The 26,885-nt window shown below is 73.8% G+C and carries 18 protein-coding genes and 3 pseudogenes; 15 read left to right on the forward strand and 6 right to left on the reverse strand.

From position 1 onward, the window contains the following. Positions 1-13 precede the first annotated feature (13 nt). A pseudogene (locus tag LUZ64_RS37620) lies at positions 14-438 on the reverse strand (TetR/AcrR family transcriptional regulator); the annotation flags it as partial. Between the two features lie 8 nt (positions 439-446). On the opposite strand from LUZ64_RS37620, the pseudogene LUZ64_RS38105 reads away from it, so the two are divergent. The 5 genes and pseudogenes from LUZ64_RS38105 to LUZ64_RS31370 all read left to right on the forward strand — a co-directional run. After that, positions 447-1,683: pseudogene (locus LUZ64_RS38105) on the forward strand (ATP-binding cassette domain-containing protein); the annotation flags it as partial. Between the two features lie 39 nt (positions 1,684-1,722). Beyond that, positions 1,723-2,382, forward strand: a complete 660-nt coding sequence (locus LUZ64_RS31355) for a histidine phosphatase family protein (RefSeq protein ID WP_095579894.1) — start codon at positions 1,723-1,725, stop codon at positions 2,380-2,382. An 11-nt stretch (positions 2,383-2,393) separates the two neighbouring features. Further along, positions 2,394-3,287: an ADP-ribosylglycohydrolase family protein gene (locus LUZ64_RS31360; protein ID WP_095579896.1), complete on the forward strand. Its 894-nt coding sequence runs from the start codon at positions 2,394-2,396 to the stop codon at positions 3,285-3,287. A gap of 66 nt (positions 3,288-3,353) precedes the next feature. Continuing rightward, positions 3,354-4,055: a ribonuclease HII gene (gene rnhB, locus LUZ64_RS31365; RefSeq protein ID WP_095579898.1), complete on the forward strand. Its 702-nt coding sequence runs from the start codon at positions 3,354-3,356 to the stop codon at positions 4,053-4,055. 59 nt (positions 4,056-4,114) lie between these two features. Next, the gene (locus tag LUZ64_RS31370; RefSeq protein WP_095579900.1) at positions 4,115-4,714 is read left to right on the forward strand and encodes a hypothetical protein; all 600 of its coding nucleotides are present in this window, start codon (positions 4,115-4,117) and stop codon (positions 4,712-4,714) included. Between the two features lie 85 nt (positions 4,715-4,799). Here LUZ64_RS31370 and LUZ64_RS31375 read toward each other — a convergent pair whose 3' ends face one another. Together LUZ64_RS31375 and LUZ64_RS31380 are read right to left on the reverse strand one after the other, a co-directional pair. Continuing rightward, entirely contained in the window at positions 4,800-5,387 is a 588-nt protein-coding gene (locus LUZ64_RS31375; RefSeq protein WP_095579902.1) for a hypothetical protein, read from the reverse strand. Between the two features lie 236 nt (positions 5,388-5,623). After that, the gene (locus LUZ64_RS31380; RefSeq protein WP_095579904.1) at positions 5,624-7,789 is read right to left on the reverse strand and encodes a RecQ family ATP-dependent DNA helicase; all 2,166 of its coding nucleotides are present in this window, start codon (positions 7,787-7,789) and stop codon (positions 5,624-5,626) included. 192 nt (positions 7,790-7,981) lie between these two features. On the opposite strand from LUZ64_RS31380, the gene LUZ64_RS31385 reads away from it, so the two are divergent. The 7 genes and pseudogenes from LUZ64_RS31385 to LUZ64_RS31415 all read left to right on the forward strand — a co-directional run. Then, complete coding sequence (locus LUZ64_RS31385; RefSeq protein ID WP_232390449.1) at positions 7,982-9,361, forward strand: DUF4192 domain-containing protein; 1,380 nt, start codon at positions 7,982-7,984, stop codon at positions 9,359-9,361. 230 nt (positions 9,362-9,591) lie between these two features. Next, complete coding sequence (locus LUZ64_RS31390) at positions 9,592-11,556, forward strand: glycogen debranching N-terminal domain-containing protein (protein WP_372478757.1); 1,965 nt, start codon at positions 9,592-9,594, stop codon at positions 11,554-11,556. A 78-nt stretch (positions 11,557-11,634) separates the two neighbouring features. Then, positions 11,635-12,396 carry an NUDIX hydrolase gene (locus LUZ64_RS31395; RefSeq protein WP_095582736.1) on the forward strand — a complete coding sequence of 254 codons (762 nt, stop codon included), beginning with the start codon at positions 11,635-11,637 and terminating at the stop codon, positions 12,394-12,396. A 323-nt stretch (positions 12,397-12,719) separates the two neighbouring features. Beyond that, positions 12,720-14,699, forward strand: a complete 1,980-nt coding sequence (locus tag LUZ64_RS31400) for an ABC transporter ATP-binding protein (RefSeq protein ID WP_095582223.1) — start codon at positions 12,720-12,722, stop codon at positions 14,697-14,699. A gap of 148 nt (positions 14,700-14,847) precedes the next feature. Continuing rightward, positions 14,848-15,786, forward strand: coding sequence for a FadR/GntR family transcriptional regulator (locus LUZ64_RS31405; protein ID WP_095582224.1), 939 nt, complete (start codon positions 14,848-14,850; stop codon positions 15,784-15,786). A 466-nt stretch (positions 15,787-16,252) separates the two neighbouring features. Further along, positions 16,253-17,800, forward strand: coding sequence for an RNA polymerase sigma factor (locus tag LUZ64_RS31410; RefSeq protein WP_199843827.1), 1,548 nt, complete (start codon positions 16,253-16,255; stop codon positions 17,798-17,800). 144 nt (positions 17,801-17,944) lie between these two features. Then, positions 17,945-18,742 (forward strand): annotated as a pseudogene (locus LUZ64_RS31415) (serine protease); the annotation flags it as partial. A gap of 844 nt (positions 18,743-19,586) precedes the next feature. Here the strand turns inward: LUZ64_RS31415 and LUZ64_RS31420 are convergent. Further along, positions 19,587-19,817 carry a DUF7455 domain-containing protein gene (locus tag LUZ64_RS31420; protein WP_095582226.1) on the reverse strand — a complete coding sequence of 77 codons (231 nt, stop codon included), beginning with the start codon at positions 19,815-19,817 and terminating at the stop codon, positions 19,587-19,589. 433 nt (positions 19,818-20,250) lie between these two features. On the opposite strand from LUZ64_RS31420, the gene LUZ64_RS31425 reads away from it, so the two are divergent. Further along, entirely contained in the window at positions 20,251-22,371 is a 2,121-nt protein-coding gene (locus LUZ64_RS31425; protein ID WP_095582227.1) for a DNA gyrase/topoisomerase IV subunit B, read from the forward strand. A gap of 45 nt (positions 22,372-22,416) precedes the next feature. Here LUZ64_RS31425 and LUZ64_RS31430 read toward each other — a convergent pair whose 3' ends face one another. After that, positions 22,417-23,097: a response regulator gene (locus tag LUZ64_RS31430; protein ID WP_095582228.1), complete on the reverse strand. Its 681-nt coding sequence runs from the start codon at positions 23,095-23,097 to the stop codon at positions 22,417-22,419. Continuing rightward, a complete protein-coding gene (locus LUZ64_RS31435) occupies positions 23,094-24,749 on the reverse strand; it encodes a sensor histidine kinase (protein ID WP_095582229.1) in 1,656 nt (551 codons plus the stop codon). Before LUZ64_RS31435 ends, LUZ64_RS31430 begins: the two co-directional genes overlap by 4 nt. A 338-nt stretch (positions 24,750-25,087) precedes the next feature. On the opposite strand from LUZ64_RS31435, the gene LUZ64_RS31440 reads away from it, so the two are divergent. Continuing rightward, positions 25,088-25,945 (forward strand): ABC transporter ATP-binding protein, encoded by an 858-nt coding sequence (locus LUZ64_RS31440; RefSeq protein ID WP_095582230.1) that lies wholly within the window; start codon positions 25,088-25,090, stop codon positions 25,943-25,945. Then, positions 25,935-26,804, forward strand: a complete 870-nt coding sequence (locus LUZ64_RS31445) for an ABC transporter permease (RefSeq protein ID WP_095582231.1) — start codon at positions 25,935-25,937, stop codon at positions 26,802-26,804. Before LUZ64_RS31440 ends, LUZ64_RS31445 begins: the two co-directional genes overlap by 11 nt. Positions 26,805-26,885 lie beyond the last annotated feature (81 nt).

The raw sequence follows: 26,885 nt of genomic DNA on the forward strand, positions 1-26,885 counted from the left end.
CGCGTCGAGGGGTTCGCGGGTGATGAAACGCCGCGGCGATGAAGGCGGCGGGGGCCGCCGCGCCCGTGGGGTCGCCGAACGTGTCGACGATCTCCTGGGCCAGGGCGTGCAGGTCGCCCTGGAGGCTGCCGGTGTCGGGCGGCGTCCAGCTGTCCTCGCCGGCGAGGACGAGCGCGTCCGCCACCAGGCCCTCGACCCCTCCCCAACGCCGGTAGAGGGTCGTCTTGTGGACGCCGGAGTGGTCGGCGACGTCTCGACCGTGAGCCCTGGATAGCCGTGCTCGACCAGCCCCGCGAGGACGGCGTCGCGGACGGCCGCGCGGGTGCGGGCGGTGCGACCGCCGGGGCGGACGGTGCCGGGCGCCTGGGTGGAGGGGGCGCCGGGGCCGGACGGGTTCGGGGGTGGACGGGGTTCCGGGGCGGGCTCGGGGAGGCAAATGCAACTCCGAGCCCCGCGGCGGCTACGAGGCCGATGCCCGCGTCGACAAGGCCCTCCATGCCCTGGGCCTCGCCCACATCGGGCGCGAGCGACCGCTCGGCAGCCTGTCCGGCGGCGAACAGGCCCGGCTCGGGCTGGCCTGCCTCGTCGCGGCGGCCCCCGAGGTCATGCTCCTGGACGAGCCGACCAACCACCTGGACGGCGACGCCCTCGCCTGGCTCGAGGACACCCTGCGCGGCCATCCCGGCACCGTCGTCGCGATCTCCCACGACCGGGTCTTCCTGGAACGCGTGGCGACCGCGGTGGTCGAGGTCGACGCCGACCGCAGGTCCCTCGTCCGCTACGGCGACGGCTACGCCGGATTCGTCGCGGAGCGCGCGGCGGCCCGCCGCCGCTGGGAGCAGGAGTACGCGGAGTGGACGGCCGAAACGGCGGCCCTCACCGAGACCGCCGCCACGACCGCCCAGCGGGTCGCTCCGGGCCGGGCCATGAAGGACGGCGACAAGATGGCGTACGACCGGGACCGCGGCCGGGTGCAGTCCTCGGTCTCCAGCCGGGTGCGGCAACGCCCGGGAGCGGCTGCGCAGGCTCCAGGAGCAGCCGGTGCCGTGCCCGCCGGACCCGCTGAGGTTCACCGCGCGACCCTCGGCGGGAGCCACGGAGGGGACGCTCGTCGAGCTCGACGGAGTCCGGGTCGGGGAGCGGCTCACGGTGGACTCCCTGCGGATCGGCGCGGGCGAGCGCCTTCTGGTCCACGGCGCCAACGGCGCCGGCGAATCCATCCTCATGCGCCTGCTGGCCGGGGTGGCCGCGCCCGACACCGGCACCGTCCGCAGGCGGGCAAGCATCGGATACCTGGCCCAGGAGATACCGGCGGACCGCCCCTCCGAGCGGCTGCTCGCCGCCTTCGGGCGCGGGCTGCCGGGAGACGGCGAGGAGCACCGGGCGCTCCTGCTCTCGTACGGCCTGTTCCGCGAGCGCGACCTCCATGTGCCCGTCGGCGCGCTCTCCGCCGGGCAGCGCCGCCGCCTGGGGCTGGCCCGCCTCCTCGCGCGCCCCGCCGATCTGCTGCTCCTCGACGAGCCGGCCAACCACCTCGTCCTCGGCCTGGTGGAGCAGCTGGAAGAGGCGCTGGAAGAGTGGACCGGGGCCCTGGTGGTGGTCTCCCACGACCGGAGGCTGCGCAGCCGTTTCACCGGCCGCCACTACGAGATACGGGCCGGCCGTACACCGGTCCTGGCGTGAGGCGAGGCGGAGAGCCGACGCTCGATCTAGGGTGGCGGCATGTCACGGCCCCGACGCATCGTCCTCATCCGGCATGGAGAGTCCGTGGGCAACGTGGACGACACCGTCTACGAACGGGAACCCGATCACGCCCTGAGCCTCACCGAGACGGGCCGCAAGCAGGCCCAGGAAGCCGGCGTCCAGCTGCGAGACCTCTTCGGCGACGAACAGGTCTCCGCCTATGTCTCCCCCTACCGCCGCACGCACCAGACATTCCACGCCCTGGGACTCGACCCGAGCCGGGTCAGGGTCCGGGAGGAACCCCGCCTGCGCGAGCAGGACTGGGGCAACTGGCAGGATCCCGCCGAGGTGCGCAAGCAGAAGGCATACCGGGACGCCTACGGCCACTTCTTCTACCGCTTCGCCCAGGGAGAGTCCGGCGCCGACGTCTACGACCGGGTCGGGGCCTTCCTGGAGAGCCTGTGGCGCAGCTTCGACGACCCCGGCCACCCGCCGAACGTCCTGCTGGTCACCCACGGCCTGACCATGCGGCTCTTCTGCATGCGCTGGCTGCACTGGACCGTCGCGGAGTTCGAATGCCTCTCGAACCCCGGGAACGGCGAGACACGCGCCCTGGTCCTCGGCACCGACGGCCGGTACCACCTGGACCGGCCGTTCGAGCGCTGGTGCACCCCTGAACCGTACGGCTTCACCGGTTAGAGTTCGCTGCGATGACCGCTGACCGATTCCATCGAGCCCTGGCGAGCCTACGCGGGCTGGCCCTGGGCGACGCCCTCGGGTCCCAGTTCTTCGTCCCCGTCAACTACCCCTCCCTCAAGCGCCGTGAGCTGCCGCCCGCCCTCTGGCAGTGGACCGACGACACCGAGATGGCCTGCTCCGTGCTGGCCGTCCTCGTCGAGCACGGCCGTATCGACCAGGACGCCCTCGCGCGCTCCTTCGCCGATCACCACGACTTCGACCGCGGATACGGGCCGGCGGTCAACCGGATGCTGCGCCTGGTCCGGGAGGGCGGCGACTGGCGCGAGCTGGCCGCGGCCCTCTTCAACGGCCAGGGATCCTGGGGCAACGGCGCGGCCATGCGCATCGCTCCCCTCGGTGCCTGGTACGCCGACGACCCGGAGCAGGCGACGCACCAGGCCGAGATCTCGGCCTACACCACCCATCAGCACCGGGAGGCGGTGGCCGGGGCGATGGCCGTGGCCGCGGCGTCGGCCATCGCGGCCGACCCGGGCGGCTCCACCGGCCCCGAGGCGCTGCTGGACGGGGTGATCGCGCTCGTGCCGCGCAGCGCCGTGCAGGCCGGTCTGCGGCGGGCGCGGGACATGCTCGACTACGCCGACGCCAACACCGTCGCCGCCGTCCTCGGCTGCGGTCGCCGTACGAGCGCGCACGACACCGTGCCGTTCGCGCTGTGGGCGGCGGCCCGCAACCTCGGCTCCTACGAGACCGCGTTCTGGACGACGGCGCAGGCGGGCGGTGACGTGGACACCACGTCGGCCATCGCCGGCGGCGTGGTCGCCGCGGCGGAACGAGGGGCTCCGCCCGCGGCCTGGCTGGAGCGCACCGAGCCCCTGCCGGCCTGGCTGCCCACCCTCGCGGACTGACCCGGGGAAAAGGGGAGGGGGCGGGGCTACTCGGGTCGGCGACGGGGGCGTACGCTTGCTGGCGCCATGCCGTACGAACCGCCTACCCACAGTGTCGAGCGCTCCCTGCGCGCCACGACCGGAGCCAAGATCGTCGCCGGAGTCGACGAGGTCGGCCGAGGGGCCTGGGCCGGGCCGGTCACCGTGTGCGCGGCTGTCACCGGCCTGCGCCGCCCCCCGGAGGGGCTGACCGACTCCAAGCTCCTGACCCCGAAGCGGCGGACCGCGCTCGCCGACGTGCTGGAGGGCTGGGTCACGGCCCACGCCCTCGGCCACTCCTCCCCACAGGAGATCGACGAGCTGGGTATGACGGCGGCGCTGCGGCTGGCCGCGACACGAGCGCTGGAGGCACTGCCCGTACGGCCCGACGCCGTGATCCTCGACGGTAAGCACGATTACCTCGGGGATCCGTGGAAGGTCCGTACGGTCATCAAGGGCGACCAGTCCTGCGTGGTGGTCGCCGCCGCCTCCGTGATCGCCAAGGTGCGGCGCGACGCCATGATGGCCGAACTGGGCATGGAGTTCGCCGAATTCGGCTTCTGCGACAACGCCGGATATCCCTCGCCGGTGCACCGCACGGCCCTGGAGGCGCTGGGCCCCACCCCGCACCACCGACTGTCCTGGTCCTATCTGGACGCGCTGCCCAGGTGGCAGCACCTCAAGCGGGCCCGTAGCGCCCCCGAAGCACTCGCTCTGGAGGCCGGTGGCCAGCTCGGCTTTGACTTCTGAGTGGCCCGAACCGCCACCCGCCGATGCGACCCGCACCGGTGTTTGATAAATATCAACTCATGCCTCTCATCCCCGAGGAGCCTCAGATTCACGAGAGTGTCCCGGGTCCCCGCGCCGTTCCGAACCCCGGCCGCAGCGCGCAGACCCCCCGTCCCGTTCCTGGCCCCGGCCCCCGACCGGTCCCGACGCGGCCCGTCGGCGCCGGATCCGACCGTGGCCCGATCCCGTCGCCGCGCGCTCCGCGCGCCACGGCGACGGCCCCGGCCACCCCGGCTCCCGCCGCCGGACCTCAGGTCCAGCTGATCCCCGCGCCCGCGCAGGGTGCGCTGGACGCCGCCGACGAGGCCGTCGACCTGCTGCTCGACACCGGCCGTGAGCCCGGCGAGATCCTGGTGCTCACCACCGGCGACCCGCACCCGTGGGCCGCGCACGAGCTGTCGTTCGGCGAGGCGTCCTACTGGGCGCAGCACGACGCCGGCGACGACGTCTTCTACGCGGCGGCCGACGCCACGCGCGTGAAGCCCCGTCCCGTCGTGATCCTCGCCGTCAACGGCGGTGGCGACGAAGCGGTGACCGCCGCGGTGTCCCGCGCCGGTGCGCTGCTGGTCGTCTGCGGCGACCCGCAGCGGGTCAACGCCCTTCTTCCGGCGGGCGTCTGAGCCCGAGCCCGTCCGGCGGCCGTCCACCCCTCGCGGGGAGGGCGGCCGCCGTTCGCGTGTCCGGAGGCAGCCGGGACGCGGGACGTCAGCGAGCCGCCGTGTGACGGTGCGCCTCGGGCGCCCCGCCACCGGAGGTCAGCCGCGCCGCCCGGTGCGGGACCGGACCGGGCGAGCGGGGCCGGCGCCCGCTGCGCCCCTCGCCGAGGATCCGCCAGCCGCTCGTGGTCAGTGTGATGTACGCGCCGCAGCGCAACCCGTGCAGGGTGCAGGCGTCCCGCAGCCCCCACATCCACGCCCCGTCCTCCTCCGTCCAGTGGGCCTCGCCGGTCCGGCAGTAGAGCAGCACGGCCCTCCGTACCGGGGTGCGGCGGCGCAGGTCGTGGGGGATCACCAGACGCAGCTGGGTGAGGAGCGCGTTGCGGAGCTCCCAGCCGTCCGGCACCGTGGGCCGCCGGGCGAAGGACGCGCTCGCGGTCACCCGTTCCTCGTGGTCGAGGACGGCGACGACGGCCGTCGACGGCGCCGGCCGGTGCCGGGAGTGCAGACCGGTGATCACTTCGCGGGGGTTCCGCAGCAAAGGGATCCCGGCGGCGGCCCACTCGGCCGGTTCGAGCAGCCGGCCGATGCGGGGGCCGGAGTCGGCGGGCGGTGGCGGAGCGAAGCCGAAGGTCATGTGCCTCCCTTCGTCTGCCGGCCCACGGGCGGGGACGGGCGCCGGGCCGGGGGAACGCGCGAGGGCAGTCCCGGCGAACCCGCGAGCGGTAAGGTCGGACGGGGCGGGGAGCCGCTCCAATTCTCCCGGCCGCACCGGCAGGCGGCAACGATCAATTGGCGCCACTCACGAGGGCCTGCTCCGTACCGCCCTGCACCTTCCCGGACGTGCCCTTCCGCCCCGTCGGCCCCGCGTTCCTAGCCCTGCACCGCCAGCACCAGCGGGAGCACCTCCCGCGCACCGGCGCGCCGCAGCAGCCGGGCGGCCACCGCGAGCGTCCAGCCGGTGTCGGAGAGGTCATCCACCAGCAGGACGGGCCCACCGGCCTCGGCCAGGGCCGCGGCGAGCGGCGCCGGCACGGTCAGCGCGCCGTCCAACGCCCGCAGCCGCTGCGCGCTGTTGGTACGCGGCAGCCGGGTGTCCGTCTCCGTGTCCCGATAGGACACCGTGCCGAGCAGGGGCATACGCCCGATCGTGGCGATGCGCTCGCCCAGCGACCCGATCAGCCGCGGCCGGGTCCGGGAGGCGACGGTGACCACGCCCACCGGCCGGGCGAGGGCGTCGGGAGCGCCCGTCGCCCAACCGCCCGGCCCCCGGGCCCAGTCGGCGAGGACGGTGACGACCGCGTCGGCCACGTCGTCGGGGATGACGCAGTCCGGTGCCTGCGGGGCCAGGAGCGGCCGCAGCCGGTTGCCCCAGCCGATGTCGGAGAGCCTGCCGAGGGCCCGGCCGGGAGCGGCCTGCTCGCCCGCCGGGATGCGGCCCTTCAGATCGACGCCGACCGCGGCCATCCCCGTCGGCCACATCCGGCGCGGCTCGACCTCGACGCCCGGCCGCCCCAGCTCTCCCCGGGACGCGTCGAGCGCCACGGAGGACACCTCGGCGGTGAACCGGGAACCGGCGCAGTTGTCGCAGCGGCCGCAGGGGGCGGCCTGTTCGTCGTCGAGCTGGCGCCGCAGGAACTCCATACGGCATTCCGTGGTGGCGGCGTACTCGCGCATGGCCTGCTGTTCCGCCGCGCGCTGCCGGGCGACCCAGGCGTAGCGCTCGCCGTCGTAGGCCCACGGGCGGCCGGTCGCCGTCCAGCCACCACGGACGCGGTGCACCGCGCCGTCCACGTCGAGGACCTTGAGCATGGTCTCCAGGCGGGAGCGCCGCAGCTCGACCTGCGGCTCCAGGGCGGGCAGGGAGACGGGCCGGCCCGCCGCGGCCAGGACGTCCAGCGTGCGGCGGACCTGCTCCTCCGGGGGGAAGGCGAGGGAGGCGAAGTACTTCCAGATCGCCTCGTCCTCGCGGCCCGGCAGGAGGAGCACCTCGGCGTGCTCCACACCACGCCCGGCGCGTCCGACCTGCTGGTAGTAGGCGATGGGGGAGGAGGGCGAACCCAGATGGACCACGAAGCCCAGATCCGGCTTGTCGAAGCCCATGCCCAGCGCGGAGGTGGCGACGAGCGCCTTGACGCGGTTGGCGAGGAGGTCCTCCTCCGCCTGCTGCCGGTCGGCGTTCTCCGTCTTGCCGGTGTACGAGGCGACCGTGTGGCCGCGCCGCCGCAGGAACGCCGTGACCTCCTCCGCCGCGGCCACCGTCAGGGTGTAGATGATGCCGGAACCCGGCAGATCACCGAGCCGGTCGGCGAGCCAGGCCAGCCGGTGGGCGGCGTCCGGAAGGTTCAGCACGCTCAGGCTGAGGCTCTCCCGGTCCAGCGGGCCCCGCAGCACGAGTGCCTCCTCGGCCCCTTCGCCCGTGCCCAGCTGCTCGGCGACGTCGGCGGTGACCCGGGCGTTGGCGGTGGCCGTCGTGGCGAGGACCGGGACGCCGGGCGACAGCTCGGCCAGCATCGTCCGCAGCCGGCGGTAGTCGGGCCGGAAGTCGTGACCCCAGTCGGAGATGCAGTGCGCCTCGTCGACGACCAGGAGGCCGGTGGCGGCCGCGAGCTTGGGCAGCACATGATCGCGGAAGTCGGGGTTGTTGAGCCGCTCCGGGCTGACCAGGAGCACATCGACCTCGCCCGCGGCCACTTCCGCCTGGACGGTGTCCCACTCCTCGGTGTTGGCGGAGTTGATCGTGCGCGCGCGGATACCGGCCCGCGCGGCGGCCTCCACCTGGTTGCGCATCAGCGCCAGCAGGGGCGAGACGATCACCGTGGGACCGCTGCCACGCTCGCGCAGCAGCGCCGTCGCCACGAAGTACACGGCGGACTTGCCCCAGCCCGTCCGCTGGACGACCAGCGCGCGGCGGTGATGGGCGACCAGCGCCTCGATCGCGAGCCACTGATCCTCGCGCAGTCTCGCCGTGCCCGTGGGGTCTCCGACGAGGCGGGCCAGGACGGTGTCGGCCGAGTGGCGCAGATCTTCGTTGGTCATGCCCCCATGCAACACGAGACCACTGACATCGCGCGAACGAGGCCGTTCTCCTGTGGAAAACCCGGAGAGCGCGGTGCGACGGGAGGGCGGCGCGGCGCGAGGGACCGTTGTCCACAGGGATTCGTAGGACCATCATTCCGGAGTTATCCACAGGGCTGGTGGGCCGTGCCGGATCCACGCGACTCTCTCGCCATGACTCAGCACAACGACTCGTCCCGCCCGTCCACCCCCACCGCCTCCGGCCCGCACGCGGAACAGCAGGTCACGCTGTGCAGCCCGGCCGAGCTGGCCGACGCGCTCCCGTACCTCCTGGGCTTCCGGCCCGACGACAGCGTCGTGATGGTCGCGCTGCACGGTGAGCGCGGCCGCTTCGGGGGCCGGCTCAGGCTCGGCATCCCGCCCGTCAGCGAGGAATGGCCCGACGTCTGCGCCCTGCTCGCCGAGACGCTGCTGACCGGCAGCAGCAAGCGTGGCGCCCGCCCCGACGGAGTCGTCCTCTTCTTCTGCCAGGACCCGGCCCCCGGCGAGACCGCGCGCGAGGTGATGGAGCGGCTCCAGCCACTCGCCCAGACCCTGCGCCTCGCGTGCGGGCGCCTCGAGATGCCGGTCCACGAGGCACTCTGCATCTCCGACGGCCGCTTCTGGTCCTACTGCTGCCCCGACCCCCGCTGCTGCCCGCCCGACGGCACACCCCTGGCCCTCCCCGGCACCTCCGTCATGGCGGCCGCCGCCACCTACGCGGGAATCGAGGTGCGGGGATCGCTGCGCCAGATGGAAGCCCGGTTCGCGTCCCTCACGGGCGACTGCGCCGACGAGCAGGAGCGGGCGCTCGACGCGGCGGCCTTCGCCCTGGTGCCACGCATCCTCCGCGACGCGGACTGCGAGGGCGTGCGGCAGGAGACGCTGGAGCTCACCGGCCGGCTGGTCCGCCGCTTCGACGAGGCGCCGCCGGTGCCCGGACGGGCCGAGTCCGACGCCCGCGACGACACCCTCCTCACCGCCGAGGAGGCCGCGGCGGTGATCATCGGGCTCCAGGACCGTACGACGCGCGACCGCGCCGCCGAATGGATGGAGGGCCCGCAGGCCCCGGCGGTGCTGCGGGTGTGGCGGGCCGTCGCCCGGCGCTGCGTGCCGCCGTACACCGAGCACGCGACCGCTCCCGTGACCCTCGCGGGCTGGGTCGCCTGGTCCATCGGCGACCACCCCGAGGCCCGCGTCGCGCTCAGCCGCGCGCTGGGCCTCGACCCCCGGTATCTGTTCGCCCAGCTCCTGCACCGCGCGTGCAACGAGGGCCTGGACCCGGAGCCGCTGCGCAACTGCCTGCGCCGGGAACAGGCCGACCGGGCCTTGCGGACCGCCGTGCGCGCCGAGACCGCCGCGACCCGGGTGGAGGCGGCGGCCCCGACGGCGGAGGAGGAGCGGCCGCGACGTGCCGCGCGGCGCGGCGGCCGACCGGGCGGGCCCGTCGCCGGCACCGGTCCGGGGGGTCCGACCGGACCCGCCGGGCGCCCGCGTGTGCGGCGCAGGAGCGTGGCGCGCGAGGTGCGTGACAGGCAGGAGGGATCCCAGTGATGCCCCTCGGCGCGGCCGGGGCCCGCGACGTGCCGTGCGTCACCGTGACTTCGACCGGCCCGGTGCCGTTCATCCGGGTGGCCCGTAAGCGTTGCCCGTCGTCCTGGGCCAAGACACCCGCAGGGGAGTGCAGACACGTGCAAGGCATCGCCCCCCAAGGCAGGCCGGCCCACCGGCCCCCGGCGCCGCAGCAGCGGACGGGCGGCGCGCGGCCGCCCGGACCACAGCCCGTGCACACGGCCCTGATCTGTGTCGCGCTGCCCGCCCTGGCCATCTCCGGCGAGCACGGACAGATGACCGGCCAGGGCCTCGACGGCTTCTACCGCGGTGGGCGGCGGATCCTCGCGCGCTGTCTGGTGCGGGTCGGCGGCGAGCCGCCGCTGCCCGTGCAAGGCCGGATGCTCGCCGCCGACCGGGCCCGCTTCGTGGGCACCGTGCGGACCGCCGCGGACTCCGGCCCGGATCCGGCCGTCACGGTCGAACGGCTCCGCTCCGCCGAGGGCGTGGAGCGGGTGGTCCTGCGCAGCACCGCCGGGCGCCCGCTGCGGCTCCGGGTGGAGGTGTCCCTGGGCACCGACCTGGCCGAGCTGGGCGCGGTCGCGGCGGGCGTGCCCGGCCCGGAGGTGCCCGCCGCCGTGCACGCCTCCGGACTGCGGTGGACGGCGCCCGGCGCACAGGCCGTGGTCACGGCCGAGCCCGCGCCCGGCGACACCCTGGCCTCCGCCGGCCTGCTGTGCTGGGAGATCGACCTGCCCCCCGGCGGCACCCGGGCCATCGAGCTCCGCGCGGGGCTGGAGCAGCCGGGCAGGGTACGCCCGCCCGAGACCGCCGCCTCCCACGGCCGGGGCGCCACCCTGCCCTGGGGCGACGCGGAGGCCGACGGGGACGACCCCCGCGCGGCCGCCCTCTTCGCGACGGCGCTCGACGACCTGCGGGCGCTGCTGCTGCGCGACCCCGCGCAGCCGGGCGACGTGCACCTGGCGGCCGGGGTTCCCTGGCGCTGCGGACTGGCCCCGGCCGAGGCCCTCTGGGCGGCCCGGATGACGCTGCCGCTGGGCGTGCGGGTCGCCGCCGGGACCCTGCGGACCCTGGCCCGTACGCAGATCGCGGGCACCGGGCCGGACCGGGGGAGCTTCCCCGGCGCGCTGCGCCACGCGGGGGCCCATCTGCCGCCCGGGTGCACGGGCATCGAGGCGACGCTGCTCTTCCCGGTCGTCCTCGCGGAGGCCAGGCGGTGGGGGTTGCCCGAGCGGGAGACGCTGGCGCTGCTGCCCGCCGCCGAGCGGTGCCTGGAGTGGCTGTGGTCGGCGGTCGCGGCGGGCGGCACGGCGGCGGGCGGCTGTCTCGCCGATCCGCTGCCCACCGGGCCGTACCGCTGCGAGGTGCAGGCGCACGCCCACCGGGCGGCGCTGCTCGGGGCGGACCTCCTGGAAGCCCACGGGCGGCCCGGGGCGGAGCGCTGGCGGGGCTGGGCCGCCGGTCTGCGGAGCCGCTTCCGTGAGGAGTTCTGGATCGAGGATCCCGGGGGCGGCCGCCCCGCCGCCGCCCGGACGCCCGACGGGCGCCTGATACCGCACCTCGGCTCCGCCGCCGCGCACCTCCTCGACACCGGCCTGCTCGGAGCGGGCGACCACGCTCCCGGGCTGCTCGACAAGGTGCGGACCGAGCAATTGGCCCGGCTGCTCGGCGGGCCCGCCCTCGACTCCGGCTGGGGGCTGCGCAGCCTCGGCGCGAAGGAGCCCGGGCACAATCCGTTCGGGCACCGCAGCGGGGCCGTGCGGGTCCACGAGACGGCCGTGGCCGTGGCGGGCCTGGCCGTCGCCGGTTACGAGAAGGAGGCGGGCGGGCTGCTGCGCGGCGTCATCGACGCCGCCGAGTCCTTCGGCCACCGGCTGCCGGAGATGTACGCGGGCGAGCAGCGCGCGACCGGCAGCGCCCCGCTGCCGCACCCGGCGGCCTGCCGGCCGGCCGCGGTCGCCGCCGCGGGCGCGGTGCAGCTGCTGACCACGCTCGCGGGGGTGCGGCCCGATGTACCGGCGGGCAGTGTGGCCGTCCGCCCGCTGCGCACGGCACCGCTCGGCGCGCTGCGATTCACCGGTCTGCGCGTGGCCGAGCAGCCGTTCGCGGTGCGGATCAGCCGACTCGGGCTCGGGATGGTCGAGGAAGCGGCCGATGGCCTGCAGCTGGGGGTGTGAGTGGGACTCTTCGACGAGACGCTTCAGGGGCGTCCCCAAGACCCTGTTTATCGTCAGGCAGACGACTATGATCGCGTCATGCCCTACGACCCGTCGGCCTTTCCGCCCTTCGCTGTCACTGTCGACCTGGTCGTGCTCACCGTGCGCCGCCACGCGCTGTGCGCGCTCGCCGTCCGCCGTGGCGAGCCTCCCTATCAGGGTCGCTGGGCGCTCCCGGGCGGGTTCGTACGGGGCGACGAGGACCTTTCGACGGCGGCCGCGCGGGAGCTCGCCGAGGAGACCGGGCTGCACGCCCATGACCCCGCCGGGCCGCTGCTGCCCAACGCCGCCCACCTCGAACAGCTCGCCACCTACGGCGATCCCAAGCGCGACCCCCGGATGCGGGTGGTCAGCGTGGCGCATCTCGCGCTGGCGCCGGACCTGCCCGCACCGCGCGCGGGCGGTGACGCGCGGAGCGCGCGCTGGGCGCCCGTCGAGGATCTGCTGGACCAGGAGGTCGGGTACGCCCGCGAGGACGAGCTGGCGGCTCCGCTCGCCTTCGACCACGCGCGGATCCTCGCGGACGGCGTCGAGCGCGCCCGTTCCAAGATCGAGTACTCCTCGCTCGCCACCGCCTTCTGTCCCCAGGAATTCACCGTGGGAGAGCTGCGCCGGGTGTACGAGGCGGTGTGGGGCGTCGCGCTGGATCCGCGCAACTTCCACCGCAAGGTGACCGGTACACCGGGCTTCCTGGTGCCGACGGGAGGGACGACGACGCGTCAGGGCGGGCGACCGGCCCAGCTCTTCCGGGCCGGCGGGGCCACGCTGCTCAATCCGCCGATGCTGCGCCCGGAGGCGTAGCGGCCCGCCGGGCTGGCGCCTTTCCTTTTCCTGCCCCCTGCCCCCTGCCCCCTGCCCCCTGCCCGCCTGCCCGCCTGCCCGCCTGCCCGCCTGCCCGCCTGCCCGCCTGCCCGCCTGTTCCTTTCCTGGTGGGGTGGAGGCAGGTCGGCGAGCCCGGTGGGCCTGTCTCCGTGCTCCGGGTGTGAGGGTGCGGACACGGCAACACACGAGGCGCGTGCATTGCGTAACAAATAGGACATACCGGGTTACCGTGCTGCCGTACGTCCTCACGCTCGCGTGCGCCCTGGCGCCGCCGAGCCGTCTCACGCCCTGCGGGAGAAGCCATGCTCCAGGCCATCGGACTGACCAGCGCTCCCCGCCGCAACCAGCCGCTCGCCGTGGACGACCTCACCTTCGAGGCGCGCCCCGGGAAGGTCACCGTCCTGCTGGGGGAACGGGGCGCGGGGAAGACCAGCGCGCTGCGCCTGATCCTGCGCCTCGACCCCGGCCGTGGCGTCGCGCTCTTCCGAGGCCGGACCCTCGACCGCGTCCCGCACCCCACGCGTGAGATCGGGGTGCTGCTGGGCGACGTCCCCGGGCACCCTTCCCGCAGCGCCCGGGGACACCTGCGCATGCTCAGCGCGGTCGCGGGCGTGCCCGTGGCCCGTGCCGACGAGGTCCTGGAGGTCGTCGGCCTCAGCGGTCTCGCCGACCAGCGCCTCGGCACGTTCTCCCTCGGCATGGACCGCCGTCTCGGCCTCGCCGCCGCCCTCCTGGGCGATCCCCACACCCTCGTCCTCGACGAGCCCGCCCATGAGCTCTCCCCCCGCGAGACCGCCTGGCTCCACGGGCTGCTGCGCGGCTACGCGACCCAGGGCGGCGCCGTCCTCGTCACCTCGCACGACCCCATGGAGGCCGCCCGCATCGCCGACCAGGTCGTCACCATCGACCACGGACGCCTCGTGGCCGATCAGGCGGTCGACGATTTCGCCCGCACCCGGCTGCGCCCCCGCGTCGTCGTGCGCACCCCGCTCGCCGACCGGCTCGCCCACGTCCTCGACGCCGAGGCCGACGCGGGCGCTGCCGGCGAGGCCACGGGTGTCGCCGACGCCGGTCCGCCGATGGAGGTCGTCAACGAAGGCGGTGGCCGGCTCTCGGTCTACAACAGCAGTTGCGCCGCCGTCGGTGAGACCGCCTACCGGCACGGGATCCTCGTCCACCGGCTGGCCGAGGAGGTCGGGGACACCGGCCCCGTGGCCCCCCTGCCGCGCGCCGACGGCAGGCAGCCCGCCGCCGGTCCCGCGGGCCTCGCCGGCACCGCCTTCCCCCTCGCCGAGGCGTCACCCGCGACGCCGGGAACGCTGGGAACGCTGGGAACGCCGGGAACGCCGCCCGGAACACTCCGAGCCTCCGGAGATCCCGGAGCGGCCCCCGGCCCCGCGGACGTCCGCGGCCGCTCCGCCCGGCCTGCCCGGCCCGGTCGACCCGCCCGCAGCGGCCAGGCGGGGTCGGCCGCCCGCTCCGCCCTGCCGTCCCGCGTCCAGCCCCGGCTCCCGGCGGCCGATCCCGCCTGGCCGCTGCGCTACGAGCTCCGCCGCGCCACGGGGGTGCGGACCGCCTGGGTGGTGGCCGCCGCCGCGCTCCTCGTCTCGGTCCTCGCCTCCGTGCTCCTCGCCCGCACCGGGTCGCCTGAGCCCCGACTGTTCACCGGCTGGCCCACCCTGCTGCCGCTGCCGCCGGCCGCCTTCGGCGCCGGGTTCCTCGGCGCGCTCTCCTTCGGCCAGGAGTTCCGGTACCCCGCGCTCGCCCCCGACCAGGGCACCGTCCCCCGCCGCCTCGGCCTGCTCGGTGCCAAGCTCGCCGTCACGGCCGCCGCGGCCCTGCTGCTCGCGCTCGCCTCCGTCACCCTCGACGCCGCCGCCGTGGGGCTGCTCTTCGGCGACGTCACCGTCGGCCCCTCCGGCGAGCTGATCGTCGCGCTCGCCGGCTGGGCGGGGCTCACCCTGGGCTGCGCCTGGGCGGGCCTGCTCGCCGCCGGGCTGTTCCGGTCCACGGCGCTCGGGCTGGTGGCGGTGCTGGCGGTGCCCACCCTGGTGGTCCCGGTGCTGGGCGGTCTGCTGGCCGAGCCCGCCGCCCGGTCGCTGGTCGGGCTCCCGGAGCGACTGCGTTCGGCGGCCGTCGTGCAGTGGCCCTCCGGCATGGACCAGGGGGTCTCGGCGGCCCTGCGGCTGGTCTCCCAGCCCGTCGGGTGGGGGCTCGCGCTCTCGCTCACCGCGCTCCTCGGCGCGTACGTGCTCACCGTGTTCCGCGGTCGCCCGCGGTGAGGGCGCGCGCCCGCCCGCTCACGCCCGTGAACTCCCCGTGAGCCCGGCGCCTCGAATGTCACGCTCCGCATTCAAAGCACCCGGTAACTGCGCCCGTTTCCGCACAGTTAGGCGTCAATTATGAGGTAATGGGCGATCACCCTTTCGTGTGCTTTTCACCAAAGACCTCAAGGGAGCTGGAGGTGTCGCCGACAAAGGAGGCGTGAGTACCCTTGCGCACACCATGATGACCGCGGCTCGCCCCTCCGATTCCGGCCTCACAGGCTCGGGCGAGCTGGACCGATACTCCTACGGGGAGGCCCCCGGGGCCGACCGTGGGACCCCACCCGCCTGGGACAGTGAGGCGGAGCTGAGCCGGGCCGGCCGCCGTGCGGCCGGCAGCCGGGGCCGAGGGCTGCACGGGCAGCTCGTGCAGCAGCTGGGCCAGATGATCGTCTCCGGCGACCTGGGGGCCGACCGCCCCCTCGTCCCGGAGGAGATCGGGCAGCGCTTCGAGGTCTCCCGCACCGTCGTCCGCGAATCCCTGCGCGTCCTGGAGGCCAAGGGCCTGGTCAGCGCCCGCCCCAACGTAGGCACCCGCGTCCGCCCCGTCGCCGACTGGAACCTCCTCGACCCGGACATCATCGAGTGGCGGGCCTTCGGCCCCCAGCGCGAGGACCAGCGCCGCGAGCTCTGCGAGCTCCGCTGGACCATCGAGCCGCTCGCCGCCCGCCTCGCCGCCGGGCACGGCCGCGAGGACGTCCAGCAGCGCCTCGCCGACATGGCCGAGATCATGGGCCACGCGCTGGCCCAGGGCGACTCGCTCACGTTCTCGCGCGCCGACGCCGAGTTCCACTCCCTGCTCCTCCAGGTCGCGGGCAACCGCATGCTCGAGCACCTCTCCGGCATCGTCTCCTCCGCGCTGCACGTCTCGGGCGCGCAGGCCGGCGGCTGCGACCGCCCCACCGAGGCCGGCGTCGGCCACCACCTCCGGATCGTCGACGCCGTGGGCGCGGGCGACGCCGCGGGGGCGGAGGCCGCCATGCGCCAGCTGCTCACCGCCCACCCCGACGTCGAGCGCGTGGTGCCCGCGCCGCGCGAACACTGACCGCGGGAGAGGCGGGACGGTACGGGCCGGGTCGTACGGCCGGGCCGCGCGCGGGACCGCGGAAGCGGATCGGGCGCGCGGCCGCGTCGGACGGCACCCCGGCCACGCGCCCGATCCCACGCGCCCGATCCGTCGCGGGACGGGCGCCGCCGGCCGCCCCCGGAGCTCGGACCGGGGCCGCAGCGGAAGAGCGGCGGGATGCTATGTCCTCTTGTATGGCCTTTCACTCCGTTATGTGGTGTGACTCGGGCCACGAGGATTGGGCGTAACGCTCTTTGAGGCAGTGCGATGACTAAAGAGGTGGCAGCGGCGGAGGGAATACCGGCCTCGTTCGAGGTGCTGTGTCCGTCCGTACTCACCACCCGCGCGCCGTCGGTTCATCCTTTGCCGGCGGTCGTCGGAACCGGTCCGTCGTTCAGAGCGGACCGGGGCCGGAAGCCGTTTCCATCGTTCCGAGAGGTTGTTCGTGTCGGCCAGCACATCCCGTACGCTCCCGCCGGAGATCGCCGAATCCGAGTCTCTGATGGCGCTCATCGAGCAGGGAAAGGCCGAGGGGCAGATCGCCGGCGACGACGTGCGTCGGGCCTTCGAGGCTGACCAGATTCCGCCAACCCAGTGGAAGAATGTTCTGCGCAGCCTCAACCAGGTCCTCGACGAGGAGGGTGTGACGCTGATGGTCAGTGCCGCCGAGGCGCCCAAGCGCACCCGTAAGAGCGTCGCAGCGAAGAGCCCGGCGAAGCGCACCGCGACCAAGACCGTCGCCTCCAAGACGGTCACGTCCCGGCAGGCCACGTCCGGCGCGTCCGTCGGCGCGTACGGCGACGCCGAGGGCGACGAGACCGCGTCGCCCGCGAAGAAGACCGCCGCCAAGAAGGCGGTGGCCAAGAAGACGGTGGCCAAGAAGGCCACCGCGAAGAAGACGGCGGCCAAGAAGACCGCCTCCAAGAAGGACGCCGACGAGCTGCTCGACGACGAGCTCGTCGAGGAGACCCCCACCCCCGGCAAGGCCGGCGAGGAGGAGGACGAGACCGGCGAGAACAAGGGCTTCGTCCTCTCCGACGACGACGAGGACGACGCCCCCGCGCAGCAGGTCGCGGTGGCCGGTGCCACGGCCGACCCGGTCAAGGACTACCTCAAGCAGATCGGTAAGGTCCCGCTCCTCAACGCCGAGCAGGAGGTCGAGCTCGCCAAGCGCATCGAGGCGGGTCTGTTCGCCGAGGACAAGCTGGCGAACAGCGACAAGCTCGCCCCGAAGCTCAAGCGCGAGCTGGAGATCATCGCCGAGGACGGGCGCCGCGCCAAGAACCACCTCCTGGAGGCCAACCTCCGTCTGGTGGTCTCCCTGGCCAAGCGCTACACCGGCCGCGGCATGCTCTTCCTGGACCTCATCCAGGAGGGCAACCTGGGTCTGATCCGCGCGGTCGAGAAGTTCGACTACACCAAGGGCTACAAGTTCTCCACGTATGCGACCTGGTGGATCCGCCAGGCCATCACGCGCGCGATGGCCGACCAGGCCCGCACCATCCGTATCCCGGTGCACATGGTCGAGGTCATCAACAAGCTCGCGCGTGTCCAGCGCCAGATGCTCCAGGACCTGGGCCGCGAGCCCACCCCGGAGGAGCTGGCCAAGGAGCTCGACATGACCCCCGAGAAGGTCATCGAGGTCCAGAAGTACGGCCGTGAGCCGATCTCCCTCCACACCCCCCTGGGTGAGGACGGCGACAGCGAGTTCGGTGACCTCATCGAGGACTCCGAGGCGGTCGTGCCGGCCGACGCGGTCAGCTTCACGCTCCTCCAGGAGCAGCTGCACTCCGTCCTGGACACGCTCAGCGAGCGCGAGGCGGGCGTGGTCTCCATGCGCTTCGGCCTCACCGACGGCCAGCCGAAGACGCTGGACGAGATCGGCAAGGTCTACGGCGTGACGCGTGAGCGCATCCGTCAGATCGAGTCGAAGACCATGTCCAAGCTGCGCCACCCGTCCCGTTCGCAGGTCCTTCGCGACTACCTCGACTAGAAACCGGGGCGGCCGCCCGTTCCCGGAGTCCCCGAAGGCCCGGCACCTCTTCCGAGGTGCCGGGCCTTCGGGCTTCGGGATGCGATGATCGGCGGACGGGGTGACCCTGGGTGTGCAGGGGACTTCATACGGTCAGGAGAGTGCATGCGTTCGCTGAGCTACCCGTTGGCCGGCGCGGTCGCGCTGCTGCTGGCGACGCCGGTCCCCGCGCAGGCGGATCTGGCGGTCGTCGGAGGGCAGTCCGTCCGGGCCGCGGAGGCGCCCTGGGCGGTGGCCCTGGCCAGCCGCCAGCGGTTCGGTGCCGCCCGCTCGGGGCAGTTCTGCGGTGGCGCCCTGGTGGGCCAGCGGACCGTGCTCACGGCGGCGCACTGCCTCAGCCGCGAGGTCCTCGGGACGGACGTGGCCGAGGCGAAGGACCTCCGGGTGATCTACGGGCGGGACGATCTGAGGGGGGTGTCCGGGACCGAGCTGGAACTGCGCGCCACCTGGGTCAACCCGAACTTCGACACCGAGACCAACGAGGGCGACCTCGCCGTGCTCACCCTGAAGGACCCGCTGCCGCACGACAGCGCGATCGCGCTGGCGCAGGCGGGCGACGCCGTCTACCGCACGGGCACGCCGACCGCGGTCTACGGCTGGGGCGACATGTTCGGCAACGGCACGTACTCCGAGACCCTGCGGGCGGCGGGGCTGGTCGTCATGGACGACGCGCAGTGCGAGCGGGCGTACCCGGGGAGCGCGGAGGGCGTCTACCGGCGGGCGACGATGCTCTGCGCGGGGCTGCCGGCGGGCGGCAGGGACGCCTGCCAGGGTGACAGCGGCGGGCCGCTGGTGGCGCGGGGGCGGCTGGTGGGGCTGGTGTCGTGGGGGAGCGGCTGTGCCCAGCCCGGACACCCGGGGGTGTACACGCGGATCTCGGCGGCCATCGCCCAAGTGAAGGCGCACAGCGTCGACACGGTGAAGGCCGCCGCGCCGATATCGCCCGCGGAGGCGGAGTCCGGCCGCGTCGGGGCGCCCGGCGCGCCCGCCGCGCGGCGGCGTGATCGCGGACCGGCGCCGCAGGCGGTCCGCCCGGCCCGGCCCGTGACCCGCTCGCACGCCACCCGCCCGGCGTCGGCGAGAGCCCAGCGGCCCGTCTCGCCGCCTCGCGGGGCGGCGGGGCAATGGAGTGCCGGATCGCACCCACGGGGGCCGTGGTGGCGGCAGTGAGGGCCTGTGACGGCGTCCTGAGGGCCGCGCGGGCCGTGCGAGGGCGACGGACCGGGTGCGTCGGTGGCCGGGAAGCGGCCGTGCGGCCCGGAGCCGTGCCGGTACGCGGCCTGCGGGCGGCTGCCACGGCCCCGACCCCGCGGGCGAGGCGGACAGGGCGTCGCGGCGGCGAGGTGGCGGCCACACGGCCCGGGGCCTCTCGGGGGTGTGGGCGGCGGGCGGCCGTTACGGCGCCGCGCCGCAGACGAGGCGGCCCGGGGACTCGCCGGGGCGCGGCCGGCGGCCGGAAGGCGTGGGACGTCCTGCGGCGGGCGCGAGGCCGGTGCGAGGCGGGCGATGCGCTGTCGCCGGCGGGCGGAGGCCGTGGCGGCGCGGCGGGGCGTCCCACGGGGAGTGCGATGCGGGCCGCGCGCGACGTGGTGCCCGTCGGCGGGCGGAAGCGGGCAGGGTGCCGGATGGGTGCGCGCACGAGAGCGGGCGGCCTCCCCGGTGGGGGTGGCCGCCCGCGGCTGTCCGGCCCTGGATGGCCGGACCTCGCTCGTCGTCGGATGCGATGTGTCAGCGTTCCACTGCGGACTCAGCGGTCCTCGTCGGACGCGGACGCCGGAGGGGCGGTGAGCCGCTCCGTCTCGTCCTGTATTTCCGCGGCGATCTTCTTGAGTTCTGGCTCGAACTTACGCCCGTGGTGGGCGCAGAAGAGCAGTTCGCCGCCGCTCATGAGAACGACGCGCAGGTAAGCCTGAGCGCCGCACCGGTCGCAGCGGTCAGCGGCCGTCAGCGGGCTCGCGGGGGTCAGAACAGTAGTCACGTCGCCTCTTCTCTAGCTCGACGAGCTGTCGTACCAGGGTCAACATCCAACCAGGCCGAAAACGTTCCCGCTCGCGGCTTTTCCTCGAAACTTCCTTCGGAGCAGGCCGGATCTTGACGGTTTGGCGGCGAATGAGCCGTATTGCGTGGGCTTACGGTTTCACATCGCTGGGGAGCTTTCGTCCACCCGGCCGGCTTGCCGGGTTGTTGTTCAGGACGTGCCCGGAGCCTAAATGGTTCATGCCTCCAAGGGAACGTGATGTGCACGTCACCCCATCGAGTCATCGAACAGTTGATCGACTCTGGACTAGCATGGGCGTTCCCACGGGTGGCTGCGCAAAGGCTCTACCTGGCCTCGGTACCCTCTGAACGGCGACCGAGCCATCACTGCGCCCGACCCGGGCCAAAAAGAAATTCAGCGAGGAGCGAACCGCGTGACCGCCGAGATGTCCGTGCCGTCCACTGCGTTGCTGACCGGGGCAGACCGGGACGGATCCAACTACACCGCGCGGCACCTGCTCGTCCTCGAGGGCCTCGAGGCCGTCCGCAAGCGCCCCGGCATGTACATCGGCTCGACCGACAGCCGCGGTCTGATGCACTGCCTCTGGGAGATCATCGACAATTCCGTGGACGAGGCCCTGGGCGGCTTCTGCGACCGGATCGACGTGATCCTCCACGACGACGGCTCCGTGGAGGTGCGGGACAACGGCCGCGGCATCCCCGTGGACGTCGAGCCCAAGACCGGGCTGTCCGGCGTCGAGGTCGTCATGACCAAGCTGCACGCGGGCGGAAAGTTCGGCGGCGGCTCGTACGCCGCCTCCGGCGGTCTCCACGGCGTCGGCGCCTCCGTCGTCAACGCCCTCTCCGCCCGGCTGGACGTCGAGGTCGACCGGAACAGCCGGACCCACGCCATCAGCTTCCGCCGCGGTGTCCCCGGCATCTTCACCGAGTCCGGTCCGGACGCCCCCTTCGACCCGGGCAACGGCCTCCTCAAGGGCAAGAAGGTCCCCAAGACCCGCACCGGCACCCGGGTGCGCTACTGGGCGGACCGCCAGATCTTCCTCAAGGACGCCAAGCTCTCCCTGGAGACGCTCTACGGGCGCGCCCGGCAGACGGCGTTCCTGGTGCCCGGCCTGACGATCGTCGTCCGGGACGAGCGCGGCCTCGACGGCGAGGGCGCCACCGAGGAGACGTTCCGCTACGACGGCGGCATCAGCGAGTTCTGCGAGTACCTCGCGCAGGACAAGGCCGTCTGCGATGTGCTGCGGCTGACGGGACAGGGCACCTTCAAGGAGACCGTGCCGGTCCTCGACGACCGCGGCCACATGACGCCCACCGAGGTCACCCGCGAGCTGGGCGTGGACATCGCCCTGCGCTGGGGCACCGGCTACGACACCAGCGTGAAGTCCTTCGTCAACATCATCGCCACCCCCAAGGGCGGCACGCACGTGTCCGGATTCGAGCGGTCCATCACCAAGACCGTCAACGAGGTGCTCCGCTCCTCGAAGCTGCTCCGGGTCGCCGAGGACGACGTGGTCAAGGACGACGCCATGGAGGGCCTCACGGCCGTCGTGACGGTCCGGCTGGCCGAGCCGCAGTTCGAGGGGCAGACCAAGGAGGTCCTGGGCACCTCCGCCGCCACCCGGATCGTGGCGAACGTGGTCGCCAAGGAGCTCAAGGTGTTCCTGACCTCCACCAAGCGCGACGCCAAGCAGCAGGCCCGCGCCGTCATGGAGAAGGTCGTCGCGGCGGCCCGTACGCGCATCGCCGCCCGGCAGCACAAGGAGGCCCAGCGCCGCAAGACGGCCCTGGAGTCGTCCTCGCTCCCGGCCAAGCTCGCCGACTGCCGCAGCGACGACGTCGAGCGCAGCGAGCTGTTCATCGTCGAGGGCGACTCCGCGCTCGGCACCGCGAAGCTGGCGCGGAACTCCGAGTTCCAGGCGCTGCTGCCGATCCGCGGCAAGATCCTGAACGTCCAGAAGTCGTCGGTCTCCGACATGCTGAAGAACGCCGAGTGCGGCGCGATCATCCAGGTCATAGGAGCCGGGTCCGGCCGGACCTTCGACATCGACGCCGCGCGCTACGGCAAGGTCATCTTCCTCGCCGACGCCGATGTGGACGGCGCGCACATCCGCTGTCTGCTGCTGACGCTCTTCCAGCGCTATATGCGCCCCATGGTGGAGGAGGGCCGGGTCTTCTCCGCGGTGCCGCCGCTGCACCGGGTGGAGCTCACGCGCCCGAAGAAGGGTCAGGACAAGTACATCTACACCTACTCCGACAGCGAGCTGCGGCAGACGCTGCTGGAGCTGGAGCGCAAGAACATCCCGTACAAGGACGGCATCCAGCGCTACAAGGGCCTCGGTGAGATGGACGCCGACCAGCTCGCGGAGACCACGATGGACCCCCGCCACCGCACCCTGCGCCGCATCAACATCAGCGATCTGGAGGCGGCCGAGCGCGCCTTCGACCTGCTGATGGGCAATGAGGTGGCCCCCCGTAAGGAGTTCATCACCAACTCGGCGGCGACCCTGGACCGCTCGCGCATCGACGCCTGACGGTCCCTTCGGAGGTCCCGGGCGGGGCGCGGCGGCCTGCGGGCGTCAGCCGGCCACCGCCCAGGCGTAGCGGTGCTCCGGGCGGCCCGTCTCGCCGTATTTGAGGGTGAGACGGAGCCGGCCGGACTCCTCCAGCCGTTTGAGGTAGCGCTGCGCCGTCGAACGGCTGAGCCCGGAGCGGGCCGCGACCTCGTGGGCCGACAGGGGCCGCGCCGCGTCCGAGAGCACCCGGCGGATCAGCTCGGCCGTCGGCGCGGAGTGCCCCTTGGGCAGCGGCGCGCTGGTGGCCGCCGTCCGCAGCGTGCCGAAGATCCGGTCGACCTGGTCCTGGCCCGCCTCCTCCGCGTCGTCGAGGGTCCGCCGCAGCTGCGCGTACGCCTCCAGCTTCACCCGCAGCCCGGGGAAGGTGAACGGCTTCACGAGGTACTGGAGCGCGCCGTAGCACATCGCCGCCTGTACGGTCGCGATGTCGCGCGAGGCCGTCACCATGATGACGTCGGTGAGGTGCCCCCGCTGGCGTATCCGGCGGACCAGGGACAGCCCGGTCTCGTCCGGCAGGAAGTGGTCCAGCAGGACCAGGTCGATGCCGCCGCGCTCCAGCACGGCCATGGCCTGTGCCGCGTTGTGGGCCTTGGCGCCGACGTGGAAGCCGGGGACCCGTGCGACGTAAGCGGCGTTGATCTCGGCGACGCGGAAGTCGTCGTCCACGACCAGGACCTCGATCATCGTTTCACCCCTTCGAGGTGGTTCAGTGCTTCCGGCAGCTCCACGGTGAACACCGCGCCGCCGCCTTCCCGTTCAGCCGACCGCGCCGTTCCGCCGTAGCGCTCGGCCAGCCGTCGTACGAGCGCGAGGCCGAGGCCCCGGCGGCGGTGCGGGGAGGACTCCTTGGTGGACCAGCCGTCCGTGAACACCAGCTCCCTGGCGGCCTCCGGTATGCCCGGACCGTTGTCCGAGACCCGGAGGACCACGGCGGACCCGGCGGCGCGCAGCTCGACCTCGACCCAGGGCTCGTCGCGGGGCTCGTCACGGGGCCCGGCCCCGGGCTCCGGCCAGGACTCCCCGCGCGGCCCCGCCGCGGCCGCGTCCAGCGCGTTGTCCACGAGGTTGCCGAGCACCGTCACCACGTCCCGCGCGTCCACCACCCGGTCGGGCAGCCGGCTGTCCGGGCTCACCCGCAGCGCCACGCCGCGCTCCGCGGCCACGGCGCTCTTGCCCACCAGCAGCGCGCTGACCACGGGGTCCCGGACGCGCTCGGTGACCTGTTCGGCCGTGGCCCGGTGCGCGCCCGTCACCTCCGCGACGAACTCGGCGGCCTCCTCGTACAGGCCGAGCTCCAGCAGGCCCAGGAGGGTGTGCAGCCGGTTGGCGTGCTCGTGGTCCTGGGCGCGCAGCGCGTCGGTCAGCCCCCGGGTGCCGTCCAGCTCCCTGCGCAGCTGCTCCAGCTCCGTACGGTCGCGCAGGGTCGCCACGGTGCCGCCGTCGGCGGTGTCCATCCGGTTGGCGACGAGCACCCGGCCGTCCCGCACGGTGAGGAGGTCCGTCCCGGTCACCCGGCCGGCCAGCACATCGGTGGTCCGGCCGGGCGGCAGGACGGTGTCGAGCGGCTGCCCGATGGCGTCCGGGCCGAGGCCGAGCAGCCGCTGCGCCTCGTCGTTGACCAGGCGTACGCGGCCGCGCCGGTCCAGCGCCACCACGCCCTCGCGGATGCCGTGGAGCATGGCTTCACGCTCGTTCAGGAGCGCCGATATCTCGGTGAGTTCGATGCCGTGGGTGCGCTTGCGCAGCCGCCGGGACACGGCGACCGCGGCCAGCGCGCCGGCCGCGAGGGCGGCGCCCGCGTACAGCAGGATGCCCGGCACGGCGCGGACCAGCAGGGCGTGCACGTTGTCGTAGGCGATGCCGACGGAGACGGCCCCGACGACGGCCCCCTCGTCGTCGCGCAGCGGCACCTTGCCGCGCGCGGAGCGGCCGAGGGTGCCGCGGCCTATGCCGGTCCACTCGCGGCCGCTCAGGGCCGGCCCGGGGTCGGAGCTCACGCGGCCGCCGATCCGGGAGGGGGTGGTGTGGGAGTAGCGGATGCCCCGGGTGTCGACGATCACGACGTAACTGGCGCCCGTGGCCAGCCGGATGCGCTCGGCGCCGGCCTGCACCGGGCCGTCCGGGGCGGGCCGGCCGGCCAGCAGGTCGTGGGCGAGGTCCGGCTGGGCGGCGGTGGCCTGGGCGATGGACAGCGCGCGGCGCTCGGCCTGTTCGTCGAGCTGGGCGCCGAGAGGGGCGAGGAAGAGCCCGGCGGCGAGCCCGGCGACCCCGGTGATGATCAGCAGATGGACTAGCAGGACCTGGGCGAAGACGCGGCGGGGCCACCGGGGGCGCATCTGTGTCCCTTTCGTGTCGTCTCCCGCCCGCGCGGGACCGGTCCGTCGGCCACCTGGACCGGATGGGTCAATTCCGTTTCGGCGGCGTTCCGTTTCTGCGGCGTCAACAGAACGTATCCGGACGCTGCCGCTCAGCCCAGTCCCGTGGCGCATTCGTTGCGCTACCGCGAGGTTCTACCGGGAGCAAAAGGAGCAGAACAGGGTTCGTGCGCGGAAGCCGCACAGCGCCCACAAGCCTGTGCCGTCGTCGCGCGCCGCACCTAACCTCCAGCACCGGCCGAACGGGCCCCGGGCCAGCGGGATCCGGCGACGCGGCCGTGCGAAGGAGGCATGCGGAAATGAACGGCGACAGGCCCGGCGGCCCCCCGCCGGGCGGGCAGATCCCGGCGATCGAGCTGCGGGGCGCGAGCAAGGTGTTCCGGACCCCCTCGGGGGCCGCGCACACTGCCGTACGGGACCTCGATCTCACCGTGGGGCGAGGCGAGTTCGTGGCGGTCGTGGGGCCGACCGGGTGCGGCAAGTCCACCACGCTCACCCTGGTCAGCGGCCTGGAGGAGCCGACCGAGGGCGAGGTGCTGGTCGGCGGCGAACCCGTGACCGGAATCCGGCCGGAAGTCGGCTTCGTCTTCCAGCAGGACGCCGTCTTCCCCTGGCGCACCGTGCTGTCCAACGTCATGGCCGGCCCGCGCTTCCGCGGCGTGCCGAAGGCCGAGGCCCGCGACCGGGCCCGCGACTGGCTAGGCCGGGTCGGCCTCGCGTCCTTCGCCGATCGCTATCCGCACCAGCTCTCCGGCGGCCAGCGCAAGCGCGTCGCGCTCGCCCAGACCTTCGTGTGCGACCCCGCGATCCTGCTGATGGACGAGCCCTTCTCGGCGCTCGACGTACAGACGCGGGCACTGATGTCGGACGAGCTCCTGGAGCTCTGGAGCGCCAGCCGCGCCGACGGGGCGGCGGCCTCCGTCGTCTTCGTCACCCACGACCTGGAGGAGGCGATCGCGCTCGCCGACAAGGTCGTGGTGATGACCGCCGGCCCGGCGACCGTCAAAGAGGTCTTCCCCGTACGGCTGCCCCGGCCGCGCAAGGTCGAGGCCGTCCGCTTGGAGCCGGAGTTCGTGGAGACCTACCGCGAGATCTGGTCGTCCCTCGGCGAAGAGGTCCGCATCACCCGTGAGAGGGGAGCTTCCCGTGTCGCTTGAGTCCGTGGAGTCCGTCGGCGCTCCCCTCGCCCTCCGCACCGGCCGTACGGTGGCCCGCGCGCAAGCCGCCCGCCGGCGCAGGCTCCTCGTGTACGGGGCCCGGGTGCTGCTGCTCGTCGTGGTGCTCGCCGCGTGGGAGGCGCTGTCCCGGAACGACGTGATCGACTCGTTCAACTTCTCGATGCCGTCGGCGATCTGGGACCAGATCGTCCAGTGGACGCTGCACGGCACCGCGCAGGGCTCGCTCGGTGAGCAGATCTGGTACACGCTCTACGAGGCCCTGCTCGGCTGGGTCGTCGGCGTCGCGGCCGGTGTGGTGCTCGGCATCGCGCTCGGCCGGGTCCGCTTCCTCGCCGACGTCTTCGGCCCGTACATCAAGGTGCTCAACGCGGTGCCGCGGATCGTGCTCGCGCCGATCTTCCTGATCTGGTTCGGGCTGGGCCCGGCCTCCAAGGTCGCGTCCGCGGTCGTCCTGGTCTTCTTCCCGGTGTTCTTCAACGCCTTCCAGGGGGCTCGTGAGGTCGACCGCAACCTGGTGGCCAACGCCCGCATCCTGGGCGCGAGCAACCGCCGGGTGACCCTTCAGGTCGTCATCCCGTCCGCGACGTCCTGGATCTTCACCAGCCTGCACGTGAGCTTCGGCTTCGCGCTGATCGGCGCGATCGTCGGCGAGTACATCGGCGCGATCCATGGCATCGGGCTCCTCGTCTCCACCTCCCAGGGTTCGTTCAACTCGGCGGGCGTCTACGCCGCGATGGTCATCCTCGCCGTCGTCGCCCTGCTCGCGGAGGGGCTGCTGACGTTCGCGGAGAAGAGGCTCTTCCGCTGGAAGCCCGCCGATCCGGGTTCAGGCGACTGAGGCCGCCCCGCCACGCCCCCCACGCCCCGTCCGTCACACCCGGCCGTGCGTTCCGGCGTACGTCCCGACCGTAGGGAACAT

The sequence above is a fragment of the Streptomyces albireticuli genome (assembly GCF_021228125.1).
In the GTDB taxonomy this organism is placed as follows: Bacteria; Actinomycetota; Actinomycetes; order Streptomycetales; family Streptomycetaceae; genus Streptomyces; species Streptomyces albireticuli.

Bases quoted from the DNA above. Each gene is read 5' to 3' on its own strand.
- LUZ64_RS31400 (WP_095582223.1), top strand. From the start codon at position 12,720: ATGCTCCAGGCCATCGGACTGACCAGCGCTCCCCGCCGCAACCAGCCG.
- LUZ64_RS31380 (WP_095579904.1), bottom strand. From the start codon at position 7,789: ATGACCAACGAAGATCTGCGCCACTCGGCCGACACCGTCCTGGCCCGC.
- LUZ64_RS31375 (WP_095579902.1), bottom strand. From the start codon at position 5,387: ATGACCTTCGGCTTCGCTCCGCCACCGCCCGCCGACTCCGGCCCCCGC.
- LUZ64_RS31355 (WP_095579894.1), top strand. From the start codon at position 1,723: ATGTCACGGCCCCGACGCATCGTCCTCATCCGGCATGGAGAGTCCGTG.
- LUZ64_RS31395 (WP_095582736.1), top strand. From the start codon at position 11,635: ATGCCCTACGACCCGTCGGCCTTTCCGCCCTTCGCTGTCACTGTCGAC.
- LUZ64_RS31360 (WP_095579896.1), top strand. From the start codon at position 2,394: ATGACCGCTGACCGATTCCATCGAGCCCTGGCGAGCCTACGCGGGCTG.
- LUZ64_RS31435 (WP_095582229.1), bottom strand. From the start codon at position 24,749: ATGCGCCCCCGGTGGCCCCGCCGCGTCTTCGCCCAGGTCCTGCTAGTC.
- LUZ64_RS31440 (WP_095582230.1), top strand. From the start codon at position 25,088: ATGAACGGCGACAGGCCCGGCGGCCCCCCGCCGGGCGGGCAGATCCCG.
- LUZ64_RS31370 (WP_095579900.1), top strand. From the start codon at position 4,115: ATGCCTCTCATCCCCGAGGAGCCTCAGATTCACGAGAGTGTCCCGGGT.
- LUZ64_RS31430 (WP_095582228.1), bottom strand. From the start codon at position 23,097: ATGATCGAGGTCCTGGTCGTGGACGACGACTTCCGCGTCGCCGAGATC.
- rnhB (WP_095579898.1), top strand. From the start codon at position 3,354: ATGCCGTACGAACCGCCTACCCACAGTGTCGAGCGCTCCCTGCGCGCC.
- LUZ64_RS31385 (WP_232390449.1), top strand. From the start codon at position 7,982: ATGACTCAGCACAACGACTCGTCCCGCCCGTCCACCCCCACCGCCTCC.